The following is a 17,803-nucleotide window of genomic DNA, read 5'->3' on the forward strand; positions in this document are numbered from 1 at the left end:
CCAGCGCCAGCCGAGCGCGACGAGCGCCGGCACGGTGCCGATCATCACCGCCTTGTCGTAGTAATCCATGTGCGCGTGGTAGTGCACGAGCGCGTAGCCCGCGCCCGCCACGAGCGCCAGTGCGAACAGCCAGTCGAACAGCGACAGGCGCGCGAGGAACGGACGCTCGTCGAACAACGGCGACGAAACCGGCGCCTGGGCCGACGCCGCACGGGAAGAGGAAACTTGCGTGAGATCCATGATGTTACCGGGTGGAATTCTCGGAATCGGAACCGCTGCCGGCAGGCGGGCGGGCCGTCGAAGCCGCACCTGCGGGTGCGGCGTCGCGAGGTGCGGCGCGCAAGGCGACGCCGGCCGCGTCGCGCGTCTGCACGAATTCTTTCTCGAAATCGAAGGTCTTGCGGGCCGTGGACATTGCCATCACCACATTGACGCCCGAACCGGCGTCCTTCAGCCAGAACCAGAGGCGCCGCTCGCGCACGTAGAACATCGAGAAGATGCCGGCGACCAGCAGCAGGCTGCCAAGATACACCAGATTCTTGCCGGGCGCGCGCGTCAACTGAAATACCGAAGCTTGCACCTGCTTGAAGGAGTCAAGCTGCAAATAGACCGGCGATCCATACAAAAAGCTGTCGGATAGCGCATTGATCGCGTTCTGCACGAAGCGGATCGTTTCGGCGCCCTGCTGGGCGGCCGGCTCACCGGCGCGCTCGCGCGCGATCTGCCAGACTTCCCACATCGAGCCTTCGAGCATGCGCAGCAGCAGGCTCGCCGCCTTCTCCTGCTCGGCCTTCGGCACCGAGCGGTCGATGAACGTCGCCACCGCCTGGAAGCCGCCGACCGGCTGGCCGTCGGCGCCGCGGCCGACGCTGTCGTCGCTCGCGGCAAAAAGGGTCAGCACCTTCGATGCACTGGCCTGCAGGCGGGGGCGCAGCGACGCGTCGGTGCCCGGCAGCGAACGCTGCGCGAAGCGCGCGGCGGCCTCGACGCGTACGGCCGGATCCTGCAGCGCGGCGCGCAGGCGCATCCATTCGCCGATCGAATCCTGGCTGTCGGCCGGGATCCGCATGTAGCGGAACGGATCGTTCGGACTCGCGCGCACGCCGGCGAGGAACACACGCTCGCCGTTCATGTCGACGGGCAGCATGTAGTTGTTGAATTCGCGCGCCTGGCCGTCCTTGCCGCGGATCTTGTACTGCACCGACGGGCCGATGTTGTGGAGCTGCGTCGGCTTCGACGTCTTCGCGCCCGAGCCGAGCCGCTCGTCGAACGCTTCCTTCAGCGAGCTCGTCGTCGCGACGCCGCGCACGTCCGGCTTGCCGTTCGCGTCGGCCATGTTCTCGACGTTGATCGCACGGAAATCGGAGAACTCGATCGTGTCGCCGTCGGCGCCCGGCACCTGCAGCGGCGCCGAACTGCCGATCGTGCCCTTCACGGGGACGGTCGTCGCATTACCGCCCGTCATCGGGTAGGCCGTCATCTGCATCTGCGAGCCGCCGTCCTGGAAGCTCGACTGGTAGATCGACACGCCCTTGTACGTGAACGGCTTGTTGACCTCGACGCGCGCCGGGATCTTCCTGCCGGTCTCGCGATCGATCACGACGATGTCGCTCGCGAACAGCTTCGGCATGCCCGTCGTGTAGTAGTCGACGATGAACTTGTCGAGCTGGATCGAGAACGGCAGGTCCTGGATCAGCGAGCCGCTCGGCTGGTTCAGGATCGCGGTCGACACGAACTGGCCTTCGGGCACCCACGCGTAGCCGCGGAACGTCGGGTTCGACGCGGACAGGCGATGGTCGGGCGAGATCTCGCTGATCGTCGCGCTCGTGTTGACCGGGCTCTTGCCGAACATCCACATCTGGAATTTGATCGGCAGGTTGCTGTCGAGCAGGCCGCCGATACAGATCACGACGATCGCGAGGTGGGCGGAGATGTAGCCCCACTTGGTCATCGCGCCGCGCTTCGCGGAGATCAGCGTCGCGCCGTCGGTTTCTCGCACGACGTGCTTGTAGCCGGCCTTGGTGACGAACGCGGCGAGCGTCGCCGCGACGGTCGCACGCGTGCCGGAAGCCGCGTACTCGGCCTTGTGATGGAACGCGCGCAGGCTGCCTTCGCGGACTTTGTCCTTCCAGCTCTTCGCATCGGCGAGCATCTTCGGCGCGTTGCGGATCACGCACAGCGAGATCGACACGACGAGGAAGATCAGGATCAGCATGAACCACCACGCGCTGTACACGGTGTACAGGCTGAGCGAGCGGAAGATGTCCGCCCAGAACGGCCCGAACTGGTTCACGTAGTTCGGATACGGATCGTCCTGGGTCAGGACCGTGCCGATGATGCTCGCGATCGACAGCACTACCAGCAGCGCAATGGCGAAGCGCATCGAGCTCAGCAGCTCGACCGCGCGCTTCGACGCACCCTGACCCGACTTCGACTGCAACCCCGACGTGGTAACGCTCATTCAAACTCCGACTAAGGGGAAACAGCCCCCGCACTCACTATATTCGTTCGGGGGGCGCAGCCCCCCATCGCCTGCAAGCCTCTTCATCCCGGCTCGCCCCGGCGAGTGCCAACAAAAAAGGGCAAGGCGGCCGCAACGGTGCGGCGCCCCACCCTTTTCTTGTTCTGACTCCGGCCGCCCTTGGGGCGACCGGTCATGCCATTCGCGACCGGTTGGTCAACGCAGGCCCGCGATGTAATCCGCGACGGCCTTGATCTCGTTGTCCGACAGGCGCGTGGCGATCTGATGCATCGCCTCGTTGTTGTTGCGCGCGCCGGCACCCTGCTGGAACGCGGTCAACTGCGCGACCGTGTAATCGGCCCACTGCCCCGACAGACGCGGATACTGGACCGGCATCCCCTGGCCCGTCGGCCCGTGGCAGCTCGCGCAGGCAGGGACGCCCTTCTCCGCGATGCCGCCGCGATAGATCTTCTGGCCGACCGGCACGGTCGCCGCTTCGCGTGCGGTACCGAGCTTCGTCGTCTGCGACCCGTAGTACGCGGCGACGTTGCGCATGTCGTCCGCGCTCAGCGCGCTCGCGAATCCGACCATCACCGCGTTGTTGCGCACCGGCCCCTTCGCGCCCGGCTGCGCCTTGAAGTCGTTCAACTGCTTGACCAGATATTCGGGATGCTGGCCGGCCAGCTTCGGGAAACTGCCCGACGCGCTATTGCCGTCGGCGCCGTGACACGACGCGCAGACCTGCCCGGCAATCGCCTTGCCGCGATCGAGATCCGGCTTTGCCGCATCCGCCGCGTTTGCCTCCGCTACGAAACCTACGAACCCTGCTGCAACCTGAAGCACCATCAGAGACTTGCACAGTCGATTCATTCGCACACCCTGTTTCGTCTTGTGGGAATTTGAGGTTCTGCAAAAAACGACGGCGACCAGTCTACCGCAGAAGCCACATAAAAGCGCGAGGCAGGCGCCGCGTGGCCTTCGGTAAAACCGCCGTATTGTACAATATCGTGTTGAAAGCTCCCGCGCCTATCGGGGCTACCCCGCCTCCACCAAGCGGCTCGCGCCGCCCGTCCTTCCGGTTCCCATGGCCTTTCTGCTCCATCAAGCCCGCTTCTACACGACCGTCAACCATCTGCGCGACCTGCCGCCGACGGTCCAGCCGGAAATCGCGTTCGCGGGCCGCTCGAATGCCGGCAAGTCGACGGCGATCAACGTGCTGTGCAACCAGAAGCGGCTGGCCTTCGCGTCGAAGACGCCCGGCCGCACGCAGCACATCAACTACTTCTCCGTCGGCCCGGCCGCCGAGCCCGTCGCGAACCTCGTCGACCTGCCCGGCTACGGCTACGCGGAAGTGCCCGGCGCCGCCAAGGCGCACTGGGAGATGCTGCTGTCGTCCTACCTCGCGACGCGTTCGCAGCTCTGCGGCCTGATCCTGATGATGGATTCACGCCGTCCGCTGACCGATCTCGATCGCCGCATGATCGAGTGGTTCGCGCCGACCGGCAAGCCGATCCATACCCTGCTGACCAAGTGCGACAAATTGACGCGCCAGGAAAGCATCAATGCGCTGCGGACCACGCAAAAGGGGCTCGATGCGTATCGCGACCAAGGCGTCCAGGGAAAGCTGACGGTCCAGTTGTTCTCCGCGCTGAAGCGCACGGGGCTGGATGAAGCGCACGAGCTGATCGAGAGCTGGCTGCGGCCGTCGGTCGCCGACGAAAAAAGCGAGCCTGTAGCACAATGATCGGGCAACGCGCGGCCGGGATCGGCGGCGCGCACCTGACGGCGCCTGCGGATTCGGCCGGCTCATAAAAAAACCCGCCGTTGAACGGCGGGTCAAACAGCCTAATCGAAAAACGACAGGCACCCGCTCAGGGAGGAGAAGCGGGGAGTTGCACGCGAGGCGTGCCGCTCGATCGCTATCATATACCAACGCTCCCAAAAATCACCTAAGGGTTCCGTAAGGTCTTACCGCCCTGATTTCTGCCAAATCGCCATGAGCTTCCATCCGCTTCATCGTCCGCGCCGGATGCGCCGCGACGACTTCTCCCGCCGCCTGATGCGCGAAAACCGCCTGACCACCGACGACCTGATCTATCCGGTGTTCGTCGTCGAAGGCACCAACCAGCGGCAGCCGGTGCCGTCGATGCCCGGCGTCGAGCGCGTATCGGTCGATCTGCTGATGCACGTCGCCGAACAATGCGTCGAACTCGGCGTGCCCGTGCTGTCGCTGTTCCCGGCGATCGACCCGTCGGTGAAGACGCCCGACGGCCGCGAGGCAGCCAATCCGGAAGGCCTGATTCCGCGCGCGGTGCGCGAGCTGAAGAAGCGCTTCCCCGAGCTCGGCGTGCTGACCGACGTCGCACTCGATCCGTACACGAGCCACGGCCAGGACGGCGTGCTCGACGAGAACGGCTACGTGATCAACGACGACACGATCGAGATCCTGATCGATCAGGCGCGCGCGCAGGCAGAAGCCGGCGTCGACATCGTCGCGCCGTCGGACATGATGGACGGCCGTATCGGCGCGATTCGAGAAATGCTGGAAAGCGACGGCCACATCCACACGCGGATCATGGCCTACTCGGCGAAGTTCGCGTCGGCATTCTACGGTCCGTTCCGTGACGCGGTCGGCTCGGCATCCAACCTGGGCAAGGGCAACAAGATGACCTACCAGATGGACCCGGCGAACAGCGACGAAGCGCTGCGCGAAGTGCGCCTCGACATCGACGAAGGCGCCGACATGGTGATGGTCAAGCCCGGCATGCCGTATCTCGACATCGTGCGCCGCGTGAAGGACGAATTCCGCTTCCCGACCTACGTGTACCAGGTCAGCGGCGAATACGCGATGCTGAAGGCCGCTGCGATGAACGGCTGGCTCGACCACGACAAGGTCGTGCTCGAATCGCTGCTCGCGTTCAAGCGGGCGGGCGCCGACGGCGTGCTCACGTACTTCGCGCTCGACGCCGCGCGCCTGCTGAAAGCGCAGCGCTGATCGCGCGCCGGCAGGCTCGAACGCAAAACGGCGGGACACCTCGGTGTTCCGCCGTTTTTACGTTTACCGCCGATCGGGGTCGTCTAGCCCCGGGCCTTCGTCAGCTCATACCGTCGGGACGGCAGCGCGATCGAGGCTGCGCAGGAACGTCTCGGCCGCCTGGTAGCCGACGACGCGCCCGATCTCGTTGCCGCTGCGATCGAAGAAGATGATGCCCGGCGGCCCGAACAGGTTGAAGCGCTTGAGCAGCGCCTGGTCGTCCGGATTGTTCGCCGTGACGTCCGCGCGCACGAGGTGAAGCTTCGCGAGGCGCGCCTGCACACGGGCATCGGTGAACGTCAGATGCTCCATCTCCTTGCAGCTCACACACCAGTCGGCGTAGAAATCGAGCATCACGGGCTGGCCCGACGTCTTCAGCAGCGTGTCGAGCTCACCGCTCGAGCGCACCGCTGCAAACGCAGGGCCGTCCTGCGCGCCGGCTGCACCGGCCGTCCCAGCCCCGCCGGCGGCCACCGTGCGCGCGGCCAGCACGGCCAGCGGCTTCACGGGATCCGTCGAGCCGGCAGCCAGGCCGACGAGCAGTGTCGCGGCCCAGATCGCGAGCGCGGCACCCACGCCTCGGCCCAGGCGGCGCCAGATCGAAGCGGCGCCGGCATTCGGCGTGAACAGGCCGAGCGCCGCGGCGGCGATCAGCAGCCACAGTGCGGCGAGCACCATCTTCAGGCCGCCCGCCAGCACCGGCCACACGATCCACAGCGCGGCCGCAAGCAGCACGATGCCGAAGAACACCTTCACGCCGTCCATCCATGCGCCTGCGCGCGGCAGGACTGTCCCGGCACCGACGCCGACGACCAGCAGCGGTACGCCGAGCCCCAACCCCATTGCGAATAGCGCCGCACCGCCGAGCAGTGCATTGCCGGTATGCGCGATGAAGGCGAGCACCGCGAACAGCGGCGCCGTCATGCATGCGCCGACGACCAGCGCGGACAACGCACCCATCGCCGCGACCGCGACGAAGTGGCCGCCCTGGCGCGTGCTCGATGCTTCGGCCGCGCCGTTTTGCCAGCGTGCCGGCAACGCGATGTCCTTGCCTGAGATCAGCGACACCGCGAACGCAGTCAGCAGCACGCCGAACGCGCCGAGCACCCACGGGTTCTGCAGCCACGCGCCGAGGCTCTGGCCGACCAGCGCCGCGGCGATGCCGAGCACCGTGTAGACGAGCGCCATGCCGACCACATAGGTCAGCGACAGTGCGAAACCGCGTGCATGGGTCGCGCGCGTGCCCTGGCCGATGATGATCGCGGACACGATCGGAATCATCGGGTACGAGCAGGGCAGGAGGCTCAGCACGACGCCCGCGACGAAATACAGCGCGATGATCGTGAAGAAGCCGTGCCCTTCGAGCAGCGACTGCGCGAAATCGGCGCTCGTGACCTTGTCGAACCAGCTGCCCGCGGCTGCCATGTCGCCGCCGGACGACGTTGCGGCGCCGAGCGCGGCGCCGTCGACCTTCATCACGTGCTCGGCCGGCGGATAGCAGATCCCTTCGTCCGCGCACCCCTGCGACGTCACCGCGAGCTCGAACGGCCCGGCCGCCTGCTTCACCGGCACGTGGATGATGACTTCGTCGCGATAGGTCTCGACGTTCTTCTGGAACGTCTGGTCGAACTTCACGTGACCGGCCGGGAATTGCGGTTCGCCGAGCGTCGCCTGCCCGCTCTTCACCGCGAACGCGAACCGCTCGCGGTACATGTAGTAGCCGTTGGCGACCTTGAAGCGAACGTCCACCTGTCCCGGCGATTCGCTCGCGCTGAATTTGAACGCGACCGACGGATCGAGGAAATCGTCGGCCGCGCGCGCGACCGACAGGCCGCCCAGCAGCATGACCGCGAACGACACCAGGACTGCAAGGAACCGCAGCGCGCGCACGCGCACGGAAAGCGCCATACCGTTAAACATGAAATAGACGTTGAGTTTCGCTGGTCACCCACTGGCCGTACGCGGCGGATGCCGTCGTTTGCCACGAGACGATTTCGGGCGTCTCGTACGGATGATGCGCGAGAATAAATCGCTCCAGTTCGAGCGCCCGCACGGGGCTCGTCTTGAACAGCAACTGGATCTCGTCGGCCGTTTCGACCTTGCCCTGCCAGTGATAACGCGACTTGATCGCACCGAGCTCGGACACGCACGCGGCCAGCCGCGCGTCGAGCGCACCGTCGGACAGCGCCGCGGCCGTCGCCGCATCAGGCACCGTCGTCAGCATCAGCACCACTATCATCCGCGCCCTCCTGGCTGGTCTGGCGGCTCCTGCCGGCGCGGATTGCCTATCCTCGGATCACACCGGCTGCCCGTATCGTAGCGCAGCCCGCGCAATGCTGCCGGCGCCGGCCTGCGACAATCGATCGCAGCCGGCATCTCAAAAACAAAAAGGGCCAAGCAATCGCTCGGCCCTTTTCAGATACTGCAGCGTACCGGAAGCTTACTCGGCTTCTTGCACGTTTTCCGTTTCGTCGACTTCCGGACGGTCGAGCAGTTCGACCAGTGCCATCGGTGCGTTGTCGCCCACGCGGAAGCCGAACTTCAGCACGCGCAGGTAGCCGCCCGGACGGTTCGCGAAACGCGGACCGAGGACGTCGAACAGCTTCGCGACCGAGTCACGATCGCGCAGGCGGTTGAACGCCAGGCGACGGTTTGCCAGCGACGGCTTCTTGCCGAGCGTGATCAGCGGCTCGACGACTTTACGGAGTTCCTTCGCCTTCGGCAGCGTCGTCTTGATGACTTCGTGCTCGATCAGCGAGTTGGACATGTTACGGAGCATAGCCAGACGGTGGCTGCTCGTGCGGTTCAGTTTCCGCAGACCATGACGATGGCGCATTTCAGTTTCCTTGATTCAAAGTTTTGGTCCAGCTCTTCTATCGCACCTCAGAGGGTGCACGGGCCGGTAACGAAAAAAAGCAAGATGCGGATTTTAAAGGAAAATCCGCATCTTTGCCAACTACAGCAACAACCGGGCTTACTTGTCGAGACCAGCCGGCGGCCAGTTCTCGAGCTTCATGCCCAGCGTGAGACCGCGCGAAGCGAGCACTTCCTTGATCTCGTTGAGCGACTTGCGACCGAGGTTCGGCGTCTTCAGCAGCTCGTTTTCCGTGCGCTGGATCAGGTCGCCGATGTAGTAGATGTTCTCGGCCTTCAGGCAGTTCGCCGAACGAACCGTCAGTTCGAGATCGTCCACCGGACGCAGCAGGATCGGGTCGATCTGCGGAGCACGCGACGGCGCTTCGGCTGCCGTTTCCGTGCCTTCCAGCGCCGCGAACACGGACAGCTGGTCGACCAGGATGCGGGCCGATTGACGGATCGCTTCTTCCGGCGTGATCACACCGCTCGTCTCGATGTTCATCACGAGCTTGTCGAGGTCGGTACGCTGCTCGACACGTGCGCTTTCGACAGCGTAGCTCACGCGGCGAACCGGCGAGAACGATGCGTCGAGGACGATGCGGCCGATGATCTTGGCCGTGTCTTCGCCGTAGCGACGGACGTTGCCGGGCACATAGCCGCGACCCTTTTCGATCTTGATCTGAACGTCGAGCTTACCGCCCTTCGACAGGTGCGCAATCACGTGATTCGGGTTGATGACTTCGCAATCGTGGGCCAGCTCGATATCGCCGGCCGTGACAACGCCTTCACCTTCCTTGCGCAGCGTAACCGTCACTTCGTCACGGTTATGCAGCTTGAACACCACGCCCTTCAGGTTCAGCAGCAGGTTGACGACGTCTTCCTGCACGCCATCCAGCGTCGAGTACTCGTGCACCACGCCTGCGATCGTGACTTCGGTCGGCGCGTAGCCAACCATCGACGACAGCAGCACGCGGCGAAGCGCATTGCCCAAGGTATGGCCGTAACCGCGTTCGAACGGTTCCATGACCACCCTCGCGTGGTTCTCGCCCAGCGATTCCACGGCGATGATCTTGGGTTTCAGCAAACTGGTTTGCATGGGCTTTCCTTTTCAATACCCTCGGCTCGTTACACCGATAAGGCTGACCGGTAACAACCAGAAAATAAACAGCCGAGGCCCCTCCTTGCGCAACGCAATCGGGGTACCTCGGCCGTCAATCGGATTAACGCGAATACAATTCGACGATCAGGCTTTCGTTGATGTCGCCTGCGATCTCGACGCGTTCCGGCATTTGCTTGAACGTGCCTTCGAACTTCTTCGCATCGACTGCAACCCAGCTCGGCATGCCGCCTTGCTCGGCCAGCGACAGCGCTTCGACGATACGCGCTTGCTTCTTCGCCTTTTCGCGGATCGCGACGACGTCACCTGCCTTCACTTGCTGCGACGGGACGTTTGCGACGACGCCGTTCACGGTGATCGACTTGTGGCTCACCAGCTGACGCGCTTCAGCGCGGGTCGAGCCGAAGCCCATGCGATACACGACGTTGTCGAGGCGCGACTCGAGCAGTTGCAGCAGGTTTTCACCCGTGTTGCCCTTGCGGCGATCGGCTTCGGCGAAGTAGCGGCGGAACTGACGCTCCAGCACGCCGTAGATGCGCTTGACCTTCTGCTTTTCACGCAGCTGCGTACCGTAGTCGGACGTACGTGCGCCCGAGGTACGGCCGTGCTGACCCGGCTTGCTGTCGAGCTTGCACTTGTCGGCGAGCGAGCGGCGTGCGCTCTTCAGGAACAGGTCGGTGCCTTCACGGCGGGACAGCTTGGCTTTGGGGCCGATATAACGTGCCACTTTGCATTCCTTTATCAATCAGTCACGCGGATCGAAATCCGCGCTAGTCCGCTCCCTTTGGGGCGAACGGTGGGCTTAGTCAATCAAAAAAGCAACGCCCGTCGACGCTGAGCGGCGACAGGCAATGCGCTAGCACGAACGTGCCAGCACATCCTTAGATACGACGACGCTTCGGCGGGCGGCAGCCGTTGTGCGGAATCGGGGTGACGTCCGAAATCGCGGTGATCTTGATGCCGAGGCCGTGCAGTGCGCGCACTGCCGACTCACGACCCGGGCCCGGGCCCTTGATCCGCACTTCCAGATTCTTCACACCGTATTCCATCGCGACGCGGCCAGCCGACTCGGCTGCGACCTGGGCAGCGAACGGCGTCGATTTGCGCGAGCCCTTGAAGCCCTGACCGCCCGACGTCGCCCATGCCAGCGCGTTGCCTTGGCGATCGGTGATCGTGATGATCGTGTTGTTGAACGACGCGTGAACGTGAACCACGCCTTCAGCGACGTTCTTCTTAACCTTTTTGCGAACGCGTTGCGCCGCGGTATTCGAAGCCTTAGCCATTACGTTTTCCTGTAACTGTCAGTTCCGCTTACTTCTTCAGCGCTTGCGCTGCACGACGCGGACCCTTACGGGTACGTGCGTTCGTACGCGTACGCTGACCGCGCATCGGCAGGCCCTTGCGATGACGGACGCCACGGTAGCAACCGAGGTCCATCAGGCGCTTGATGTTCATCGTCACTTCACGGCGCAGATCGCCTTCGACGACAAACTTGCCCACTTCTTCACGCAGCTTTTCCAGGTCTGCGTCGGTCAGATCCTTGACCTTCTTCGAAAAATCGACGCCAGCTGCCACGCAGATGCTGCGCGAACGGGTGCGGCCGACACCAAAGATAGCCGTCAGGCCAATCTCGGTGTGCTGGTGATTCGGGATGTTAACCCCTGCGATACGAGCCATTGTTTTTCCTCAAACAAAAAGCGCAAACAAACGCGCGGTCAGCCTTGGCGCTGCTTGTGGCGCGGATCCGAGCTGCAGATCACGCGAACGACGCCTTTGCGCTTGATGATCTTGCAATTGCGGCAAATGCGCTTAACCGATGCCATCACTTTCATGATAATACCCTTTTTTCAAATCACTTCGCCCGGAACACGATCCGCGCACGAGACAGATCGTAAGGCGTCAACTCAACCGTCACCTTGTCGCCCGGCAGGATGCGGATGTAGTGCATCCGCATCTTTCCGGAAATATGCCCCAACACGACATGGCCGTTTTCCAGCTTCACACGGAAGGTCGCATTCGGGAGGTTTTCAATCACCTCGCCCTGCATCTGGATTACATCGTCTTTGGCCATAGTCCTTTCAACGCATCGGGATGTTGCCGCCCTTGAAGTTTGCCTTCTTGAGCAGTGACTCATACTGTTGCGACATAACGTACGACTGCACCTGCGCCATAAAGTCCATCGTGACGACGACAATGATCAGCAGCGACGTTCCACCAAAATAAAACGGCACGTTCCAGCGCAGCACCAGAAATTCCGGCAGCAGACACACGAAGACGATGTAGATCGCACCGGCCAGCGTCAGACGCGTGAGGATGCGGTCGATATATCGTGCGGTCTGATCGCCCGGACGGATGCCCGGAACAAACGCGCCGCTCTTCTTCAGGTTGTCCGCGGTTTCCCTGCTGTTGAACACCAGTGCGGTGTAGAAGAAGCAGAAAAACACGATCGCCAGCGTGTACAGCAGCACATAGACCGGCTGGCCCGGCTTCAGCGCTTCCGCTACGTTATGCAACGTATTGGAAATCCAGCTTCCCGTCGGCTGACCGGTACTGAACCAGCCGAGAATCGTTGCCGGGAACAGAATGATCGACGATGCAAAGATCGGCGGAATCACGCCCGACATGTTCAACTTCAACGGCAGATGCGAAGACTGCCCACCGTAGATCTTGTTGCCGACCTGGCGTTTCGCGTAGTTCACGAGGATCTTGCGCTGACCGCGTTCGATGAACACGACCAGGTAAGTCACCGCGGCAATCAGGACGACGATGATGATCGCCGAAATGATGCTCATCGAACCCGTACGCACCAGCTCGAACAACCCACCCACGGCATTCGGGAACCCTGCTGCGATCCCGCCGAAGATGATGATCGAGATACCGTTGCCCAGACCACGCTCGGTAATCTGCTCGCCGAGCCACATCAGGAACATCGTACCGGTAACCAGCGTCACGACCGTCGTCAGACGGAACAGCATGCCGGGATCGGTGACGAGGCCAGGCTGGTTTTCCAGCGCAGCCGCGATACCGAACGCCTGGAAGGTCGCGAGCACCACGGTGAAATACCGCGTGTACTGCGTGATCTTCCGTTGCCCTGCCTGCCCTTCCTTCTTCAGCGCCTCGAGTTGCGGCGATACGATCGCCAGCAACTGCATGATGATCGACGCCGAGATGTACGGCATGATCCCCAGCGCAAAGATCGTGAAGCGGGAAAGCGCGCCACCCGAGAACATGTTGAACATGCCCAGGATGCCGCCCGCCTGGCTCTGGAACAGCTTAGCCAGTTGATCCGGATCGATGCCCGGCACGGGAATGTGCGCGCCGATGCGATAGACGATCAGCGCCAGGAGCAGGAACATCGCTCGCCGGCGCAGATCGCCGAATTTCGCCGTGCTTCGACCGGGTTTTGCAAGACTCGGGCTGTTAGCCAAGTACCTTCTCCGATGAATGCAAGTGACGACGCGCTACGCGTGTCACTCGGCGAACGAACCGCCAGCCGCTTCGATCGCAGCGCGCGCACCCTTGGTGGCACCGAGACCCTTCACGACGATCTTGCGCTTCAGTTCGCCCGTCGCGATGATCTTTGCGCTCTTCGTCAGCTCGCCGACCAGGCCGGCTTGCTTCAGTGCGAGCAGATCGATCTCGTCGACCGGCAGCTTCTCGAGGTCGCCCAGGCGCACTTCACCGACGAATTCCTTCGTCAGCGACGTGAAGCCGCGCTTCGGCAGACGACGTTGCAGCGGCATCTGACCGCCTTCGAAACCGACTTTGTGGAAGCCGCCCGAACGCGATTTCTGACCCTTGTGACCACGGCCAGCCGTCTTGCCGAGGCCCGAACCGATGCCACGACCGACGCGACGCTTGGCGTGCTTGGCGCCAGCGGCCGGCTTCAGGTTATTCAATTCCATATCAACTCCTTGATCCGTAGGGCCGCTTACGCGATGACCTTAACGAGGTACGAGACCTTGTTGATCATGCCGCGGACCGCCGGCGTGTCCTGGAGCTCGCTGACCGAGTTGAGTCGGCGCAGGCCCAGGCCACGCACGGTCGCGCGGTGCGATTCGCGGGTCCCGATCAGGCTCTTAACGAGCTGAACCTTGACAGTTTTTTCAGACATGGTGACCACCCGGGCTTAGCCCAAAATATCTTCGACGGACTTGCCGCGCTTCGCCGCGATGTCTGCCGGGGTGGACTGCTTGCGCAGGCCGTCCAGCGTGGCGCGAACGAGGTTGTACGGGTTCGTCGAACCGTGGCTCTTTGCCACGACGTTCTGAACGCCCATCACGTCGAACACTGCGCGCATCGGGCCGCCAGCGATCACGCCCGTACCTGCCTTCGCCGGAGCGAGGAGGACAGCGGATGCGCCGTGCTTGCCGTGCACTTCGTGTTGCAGCGTGCCGTTCTTGAGCGGCACCTTGAACATGTTGCGGCGAGCTTGTTCCATTGCCTTCTGGACAGCGACCGGCACTTCCTTCGCCTTGCCCTTGCCCATACCGATGCGGCCATCACCGTCGCCAACCACGGTCAGTGCGGCGAAGCCGAGAATACGGCCACCCTTCACGACCTTGGTCACGCGATTGACCGAAATCATCTTTTCACGAAGGCCGTCGTCGCGCTCGTCAGCCTGAACTTTCGCTTGCATCTTTGCCATGACGAATTCCTTCCTTAGAACTTGAGCCCAGCTTCGCGAGCTGCCTCAGCCAGCGCCTTGACGCGGCCGTGGTAGCGGAAGCCCGAGCGGTCGAAGGCGACGGATTCGATGCCGGCAGCCTTTGCCTTTTCGGCAATACGCTTGCCGATCAGCGTCGCGGCATTGACGTTGCCGCCCTTGCCCGACTTGTCGGCCAGTTCTGCGCGCACTTCTGCCTCGAGCGTCGATGCGCTAGCGAGCACCTTGGTGCCGCACGGCGAGAACACTTGAGCGTAGATGTGCGTGTTCGTGCGATGCACGGCGAGACGCGCGACCTGCAGCTCAGCGATCTTGATACGCGTCTGGCGAGCGCGGCGCAGGCGAGATTGAGTCTTATCCATGATTGCGCACCCTTACTTCTTCTTCGTTTCTTTGAGGATCACAACCTCGTCGGCATAGCGCACGCCCTTGCCCTTGTAGGGCTCCGGCGGACGGTAACCGCGGACTTCCGCAGCCACTTGACCGACTTGTTGCTTGTTGATCCCCTTGATCACGATTTCGGTTTGCGTCGGGGTTTCAGCCTTGACGCCTTCCGGCATCTGGTGCACCACCGGGTGCGAGAAACCCAGCGACAGATTCAGCTTGTCGCCTTGCGCTTGCGCACGGTAACCGACGCCAACCAGCGTCAGCTTGCGCTCGAAACCCTTGGTCACGCCGTGCACGGCATTCGCGATGATCGCGCGCATCGTGCCCGACAGTGCATTTGCTTCGCGGCTTTCGTCGACCGGCGACAGATTCAGCGTGCCGTCGTTGTTCGCCACGTTCACGAGCGGATTGATCGCTTGCGTGATGGTGCCCAGCGGACCCTTGACGGTGATAGCACCGTCGGCCAGCTTGACTTCCGCGCCTTGCAGCGCGATCGGGCTCTTACCTACTCGAGACATGTTTCTCTCTCCTCGGCTTTAAGCGACGTAGCAGATGACTTCGCCGCCGACGCCGGTAGCGCGCGCCTTGCGGTCGGTCATCACGCCCTTCGGCGTCGACACGATAGCCACGCCGAGGCCGTTCATGACCTGCGGAATGTCGTTACGGCCGCGGTACACGCGCAGACCAGGCTTCGACACGCGCTCGAGGCGTTCGATGACCGGGCGACCTGCGTAGTACTTCAGCGCGATATTCAGTTCGGACTTCGCACCTTCCGCCTTCACGGCGAAATCGTCGATATAACCTTCGTCCTTGAGGACTTGCGCGATTGCAACCTTGACCTTCGACGAGGGCATCGCAACCGATACCTTCTCGACCATCTGCGCGTTGCGGATGCGAGTCAGCATATCGGCGATAGGATCACTCATGCTCATTTACGTTTCTCCTATTACCAGCTCGCCTTGGTCAGGCCAGGAATCTCGCCACGGAATGCGATTTCACGAATCTTGTTACGCGCGAGGCCGAATTTACGGAACGTGCCACGCGGACGGCCCGTGATCGCGCAGCGGTTACGCTGGCGGGTCGGGTTTGCGTTGCGGGGCAGTTGCTGCAGCTCAAGGCGTGCTTCGTAGCGCTCTTCTTCCGACTTGCTTTGGTCTTCGACGATCGCCTTCAGCGCTTCGCGCTTTGCTGCGAACTTCGCGACCAGGCGGGCGCGCTTCTTTTCACGTTCGATCAGTGCCAGTTTAGCCACGGTAACCTCAGTTTCTGAACGGGAACTTGAAGCTGGCGAGCAGAGCCTTTGCTTCGTCGTCGGTCTTCGCAGTCGTCGTGATGCTGATGTTCAGCCCACGCAGTGCGTCGATCTTGTCGTAGTCGATTTCGGGGAAAATGATCTGCTCTTTCACACCGATGTTGTAGTTGCCACGGCCATCGAAAGCACGACCCGACACACCGCGGAAATCTCGCACGCGGGGCAGGGCAACCGTCACGAAACGGTCGAGGAATTCGTACATCGCCTGGCCACGCAGCGTCACCATCGCGCCGATCGGGTAACCCTGGCGGATCTTGAAGCCTGCGATTGCCTTGCGAGCCTTCGTGACGACCGGCTTCTGGCCGGCGATCTTCGTGAGGTCGCCAACGGCGTTCTCGATGATCTTCTTGTCAGCGATCGCTTCGCCAAGACCCATGTTCAGCGTGATCTTGGTGATGCGCGGCACTTCCATGACCGACTTGTAACCGAACTTCTCGATCAGGCCGGGCACAACCTTTTCTTTGTAAAACTCTTGAAAACGAGCCATTTTTTACTCCGCTGCGTCAGGCGCTCAGTACGGCACCGGTCGTCTTCAGGAAGCGAACCTTCTTGCCTTCCTCGACCTTGATGCCAACACGCGACGCCTTGCCATTCGCGTCGACCAGTGCGACGTTCGAAATATGCAGGGGCATCGTCTTCGCTTCCACGCCGCCCGTCGTACCCTTCATCGGGTTCGGCTTCACATGCTTCTTGACGAGGTTGATACCTTCAACCGTCACATGCTCAGCACCGACAGCCAGCACGACGCCGCGCTTGCCCTTGTCCTTGCCAGTAACGACGATAACTTCGTCACCTTTGCGAATCTTGTTCATCGCGACTCCTTACAGCACTTCCGGCGCCAGCGAAACGATCTTCATGAATCGTTCGCTACGCAGCTCACGCGTCACCGGCCCGAAGATACGGGTGCCGATCGGCTCGAGCTTGTTATTCAAAAGCACAGCGGCGTTGCCGTCGAACTTGATCAGCGAGCCGTCTTGACGGCGCACGCCCTTGGCGGTGCGGACCACCACGGCGTTGTAAATTTCGCCTTTCTTCACGCGCCCGCGCGGCGTCGCCTCTTTGACGGTCACCTTGATGATGTCGCCAATGCCGGCATAACGACGCTTCGAGCCGCCGAGCACCTTGATGCACATGACTTCACGTGCACCCGTGTTGTCGGCTACTTCGAGCCGAGATTCGGTCTGGATCATGGTTTGTCTTTCCCAACTTAATCCGGATGCACCACCATGATGCATTCGGTCAGTCTTGGTCCCGTCAGCCAATCGGCTGCTTGGGTTGGAACAGCAGCGACGGCAAACGAAACCCGCCATCGCAATTCGGTGAATCTTTCGGACAGGCAGGCGCCAGTCCGCTTCCCCCACCAACTTCGCCCGCGACGGGGCTCCCATAAAGAGGGAAGACCAGGATTATAACAAATAATCCTGGTCACGCAAGCAAAAACTTTGCGATTTCAAGCACTTCGAGGAGAAGTGCCTGTTACTGCCTACTGCGCTGCCCGCTTAGATGACGCGAGCTGCTTCGACGAGGCGCGACACCGTCCAGGCCTTCGTCTTCGAAACAGGACGAGTTTCCTGGATTTCGACGAGATCGCCTTCGTTGCAGGTGTTCGCTTCATCATGCGCGTGGTACTTCTTCGAGCGCACGACATACTTGCCGTAGATCGGGTGCTTGACGCGGTGCTCGATCAGCACGGTGACGGTCTTGTCCATCTTGTTGCTGACGACCCGACCGACCAGCGTCCGCTTCAGCGAGGTTTTCACGCTATCGTTCATTTCTGGTTCGCCTTCTGAGTCATGACGGTCCGCACACGTGCGATGTCGCGACGAACCTTCTTCAGCTGGCTCGTGTTCGTGAGCTGCTGGGTCGCGAGTTGCATGCGCAGGCCGAATTGCGCCTTCAGCAGGTCCGCCAGCTCCTTGTTGAGCGCGGCCTGGTCTTTCTGGAGAAGTTCGGAAGCCTTCATGTTTTCT

The 17,803-nt window shown here is 62.3% G+C and carries 26 protein-coding genes and 1 pseudogene; 2 read left to right on the top strand and 25 right to left on the bottom strand.

What is annotated here, in order from left to right; translation table 11 throughout:
• The 3 genes and pseudogenes from DIE03_RS36260 to DIE03_RS36270 form a co-directional block, all read right to left on the bottom strand.
• Positions 1-240 (bottom strand): annotated as a pseudogene (locus tag DIE03_RS36260) (c-type cytochrome biogenesis protein CcsB); the annotation flags it as partial.
• A 4-nt stretch (positions 241-244) separates the two neighbouring features.
• On the bottom strand, positions 245-2,461 hold the full coding sequence (locus DIE03_RS36265; RefSeq protein ID WP_124456895.1) for a cytochrome c biogenesis protein ResB: 2,217 nt from the start codon (positions 2,459-2,461) through the stop codon (positions 245-247).
• Positions 2,462-2,677: 216 nt separating this feature from the next.
• A complete protein-coding gene (locus tag DIE03_RS36270) occupies positions 2,678-3,331 on the bottom strand; it encodes a cytochrome c (RefSeq protein ID WP_124456896.1) in 654 nt (217 codons plus the stop codon).
• Between the two features lie 214 nt (positions 3,332-3,545).
• On the opposite strand from DIE03_RS36270, the gene yihA reads away from it, so the two are divergent.
• Entirely contained in the window at positions 3,546-4,205 is a 660-nt protein-coding gene (yihA, locus tag DIE03_RS36275; protein WP_069746522.1) for a ribosome biogenesis GTP-binding protein YihA/YsxC, read from the top strand.
• Between the two features lie 252 nt (positions 4,206-4,457).
• Complete coding sequence (hemB, locus tag DIE03_RS36280) at positions 4,458-5,456, top strand: porphobilinogen synthase (protein ID WP_124456897.1); 999 nt, start codon at positions 4,458-4,460, stop codon at positions 5,454-5,456.
• A 105-nt stretch (positions 5,457-5,561) separates the two neighbouring features.
• On the opposite strand, the gene dsbD is transcribed toward hemB, so the two are convergent.
• The 22 genes from dsbD to rpmC all read right to left on the bottom strand — a co-directional run bounded on the left by dsbD (position 5,562) and on the right by rpmC (position 17,796).
• On the bottom strand, positions 5,562-7,415 hold the full coding sequence (gene dsbD / locus DIE03_RS36285) for a protein-disulfide reductase DsbD (RefSeq protein WP_124456898.1): 1,854 nt from the start codon (positions 7,413-7,415) through the stop codon (positions 5,562-5,564).
• Positions 7,408-7,734 carry a divalent-cation tolerance protein CutA gene (gene cutA, locus DIE03_RS36290; protein ID WP_034189858.1) on the bottom strand — a complete coding sequence of 109 codons (327 nt, stop codon included), beginning with the start codon at positions 7,732-7,734 and terminating at the stop codon, positions 7,408-7,410. Before cutA ends, dsbD begins: the two co-directional genes overlap by 8 nt.
• 201 nt (positions 7,735-7,935) lie before the next feature.
• Positions 7,936-8,331 carry a 50S ribosomal protein L17 gene (gene rplQ, locus DIE03_RS36295; RefSeq protein WP_006477175.1) on the bottom strand — a complete coding sequence of 132 codons (396 nt, stop codon included), beginning with the start codon at positions 8,329-8,331 and terminating at the stop codon, positions 7,936-7,938.
• Positions 8,332-8,469: 138 nt separating this feature from the next.
• On the bottom strand, positions 8,470-9,447 hold the full coding sequence (locus tag DIE03_RS36300) for a DNA-directed RNA polymerase subunit alpha (protein ID WP_006477176.1): 978 nt from the start codon (positions 9,445-9,447) through the stop codon (positions 8,470-8,472).
• Positions 9,448-9,571: 124 nt separating this feature from the next.
• The gene (gene rpsD / locus DIE03_RS36305) at positions 9,572-10,195 is read right to left on the bottom strand and encodes a 30S ribosomal protein S4 (RefSeq protein ID WP_047899585.1); all 624 of its coding nucleotides are present in this window, start codon (positions 10,193-10,195) and stop codon (positions 9,572-9,574) included.
• A gap of 154 nt (positions 10,196-10,349) precedes the next feature.
• On the bottom strand, positions 10,350-10,751 hold the full coding sequence (rpsK, locus tag DIE03_RS36310) for a 30S ribosomal protein S11 (protein WP_004197937.1): 402 nt from the start codon (positions 10,749-10,751) through the stop codon (positions 10,350-10,352).
• A gap of 28 nt (positions 10,752-10,779) precedes the next feature.
• Positions 10,780-11,145, bottom strand: coding sequence for a 30S ribosomal protein S13 (gene rpsM / locus DIE03_RS36315; protein WP_006477178.1), 366 nt, complete (start codon positions 11,143-11,145; stop codon positions 10,780-10,782).
• Between the two features lie 38 nt (positions 11,146-11,183).
• Positions 11,184-11,300: a 50S ribosomal protein L36 gene (gene rpmJ, locus DIE03_RS36320; RefSeq protein ID WP_004199844.1), complete on the bottom strand. Its 117-nt coding sequence runs from the start codon at positions 11,298-11,300 to the stop codon at positions 11,184-11,186.
• A 20-nt stretch (positions 11,301-11,320) separates the two neighbouring features.
• The gene (gene infA, locus DIE03_RS36325) at positions 11,321-11,539 is read right to left on the bottom strand and encodes a translation initiation factor IF-1 (RefSeq protein ID WP_004521905.1); all 219 of its coding nucleotides are present in this window, start codon (positions 11,537-11,539) and stop codon (positions 11,321-11,323) included.
• Positions 11,540-11,546: 7 nt separating this feature from the next.
• Positions 11,547-12,896 carry a preprotein translocase subunit SecY gene (gene secY, locus DIE03_RS36330; RefSeq protein ID WP_006482915.1) on the bottom strand — a complete coding sequence of 450 codons (1,350 nt, stop codon included), beginning with the start codon at positions 12,894-12,896 and terminating at the stop codon, positions 11,547-11,549.
• Positions 12,897-12,938: 42 nt separating this feature from the next.
• Complete coding sequence (rplO, locus tag DIE03_RS36335) at positions 12,939-13,373, bottom strand: 50S ribosomal protein L15 (RefSeq protein WP_006482880.1); 435 nt, start codon at positions 13,371-13,373, stop codon at positions 12,939-12,941.
• A 26-nt stretch (positions 13,374-13,399) separates the two neighbouring features.
• Positions 13,400-13,582 (bottom strand): 50S ribosomal protein L30, encoded by a 183-nt coding sequence (gene rpmD / locus DIE03_RS36340; RefSeq protein ID WP_006400644.1) that lies wholly within the window; start codon positions 13,580-13,582, stop codon positions 13,400-13,402.
• Between the two features lie 15 nt (positions 13,583-13,597).
• Positions 13,598-14,116, bottom strand: coding sequence for a 30S ribosomal protein S5 (gene rpsE / locus DIE03_RS36345; protein WP_006752931.1), 519 nt, complete (start codon positions 14,114-14,116; stop codon positions 13,598-13,600).
• Between the two features lie 14 nt (positions 14,117-14,130).
• A complete protein-coding gene (gene rplR, locus DIE03_RS36350; RefSeq protein WP_006477183.1) occupies positions 14,131-14,496 on the bottom strand; it encodes a 50S ribosomal protein L18 in 366 nt (121 codons plus the stop codon).
• Positions 14,497-14,508: 12 nt separating this feature from the next.
• A complete protein-coding gene (gene rplF, locus DIE03_RS36355; RefSeq protein ID WP_006477184.1) occupies positions 14,509-15,039 on the bottom strand; it encodes a 50S ribosomal protein L6 in 531 nt (176 codons plus the stop codon).
• 18 nt (positions 15,040-15,057) lie between these two features.
• Complete coding sequence (gene rpsH, locus DIE03_RS36360) at positions 15,058-15,453, bottom strand: 30S ribosomal protein S8 (protein WP_006477185.1); 396 nt, start codon at positions 15,451-15,453, stop codon at positions 15,058-15,060.
• 14 nt (positions 15,454-15,467) lie between these two features.
• A complete protein-coding gene (gene rpsN, locus DIE03_RS36365) occupies positions 15,468-15,773 on the bottom strand; it encodes a 30S ribosomal protein S14 (protein WP_006482884.1) in 306 nt (101 codons plus the stop codon).
• 7 nt (positions 15,774-15,780) lie between these two features.
• The gene (gene rplE, locus DIE03_RS36370) at positions 15,781-16,320 is read right to left on the bottom strand and encodes a 50S ribosomal protein L5 (RefSeq protein ID WP_006477186.1); all 540 of its coding nucleotides are present in this window, start codon (positions 16,318-16,320) and stop codon (positions 15,781-15,783) included.
• A 16-nt stretch (positions 16,321-16,336) separates the two neighbouring features.
• Positions 16,337-16,645 (bottom strand): 50S ribosomal protein L24, encoded by a 309-nt coding sequence (gene rplX, locus DIE03_RS36375; RefSeq protein WP_006477187.1) that lies wholly within the window; start codon positions 16,643-16,645, stop codon positions 16,337-16,339.
• A gap of 9 nt (positions 16,646-16,654) precedes the next feature.
• A complete protein-coding gene (rplN, locus tag DIE03_RS36380) occupies positions 16,655-17,023 on the bottom strand; it encodes a 50S ribosomal protein L14 (RefSeq protein ID WP_006752929.1) in 369 nt (122 codons plus the stop codon).
• A gap of 309 nt (positions 17,024-17,332) precedes the next feature.
• Positions 17,333-17,605 (bottom strand): 30S ribosomal protein S17, encoded by a 273-nt coding sequence (rpsQ, locus tag DIE03_RS36385; protein ID WP_006752928.1) that lies wholly within the window; start codon positions 17,603-17,605, stop codon positions 17,333-17,335.
• Positions 17,602-17,796 carry a 50S ribosomal protein L29 gene (rpmC, locus tag DIE03_RS36390; RefSeq protein WP_006400652.1) on the bottom strand — a complete coding sequence of 65 codons (195 nt, stop codon included), beginning with the start codon at positions 17,794-17,796 and terminating at the stop codon, positions 17,602-17,604. Before rpmC ends, rpsQ begins: the two co-directional genes overlap by 4 nt.
• Positions 17,797-17,803: the final 7 nt, after the last annotated feature.

This window comes from Burkholderia sp. Bp8992 (genome assembly GCF_003853705.1).
Classification (GTDB): domain Bacteria; phylum Pseudomonadota; class Gammaproteobacteria; order Burkholderiales; family Burkholderiaceae; genus Burkholderia.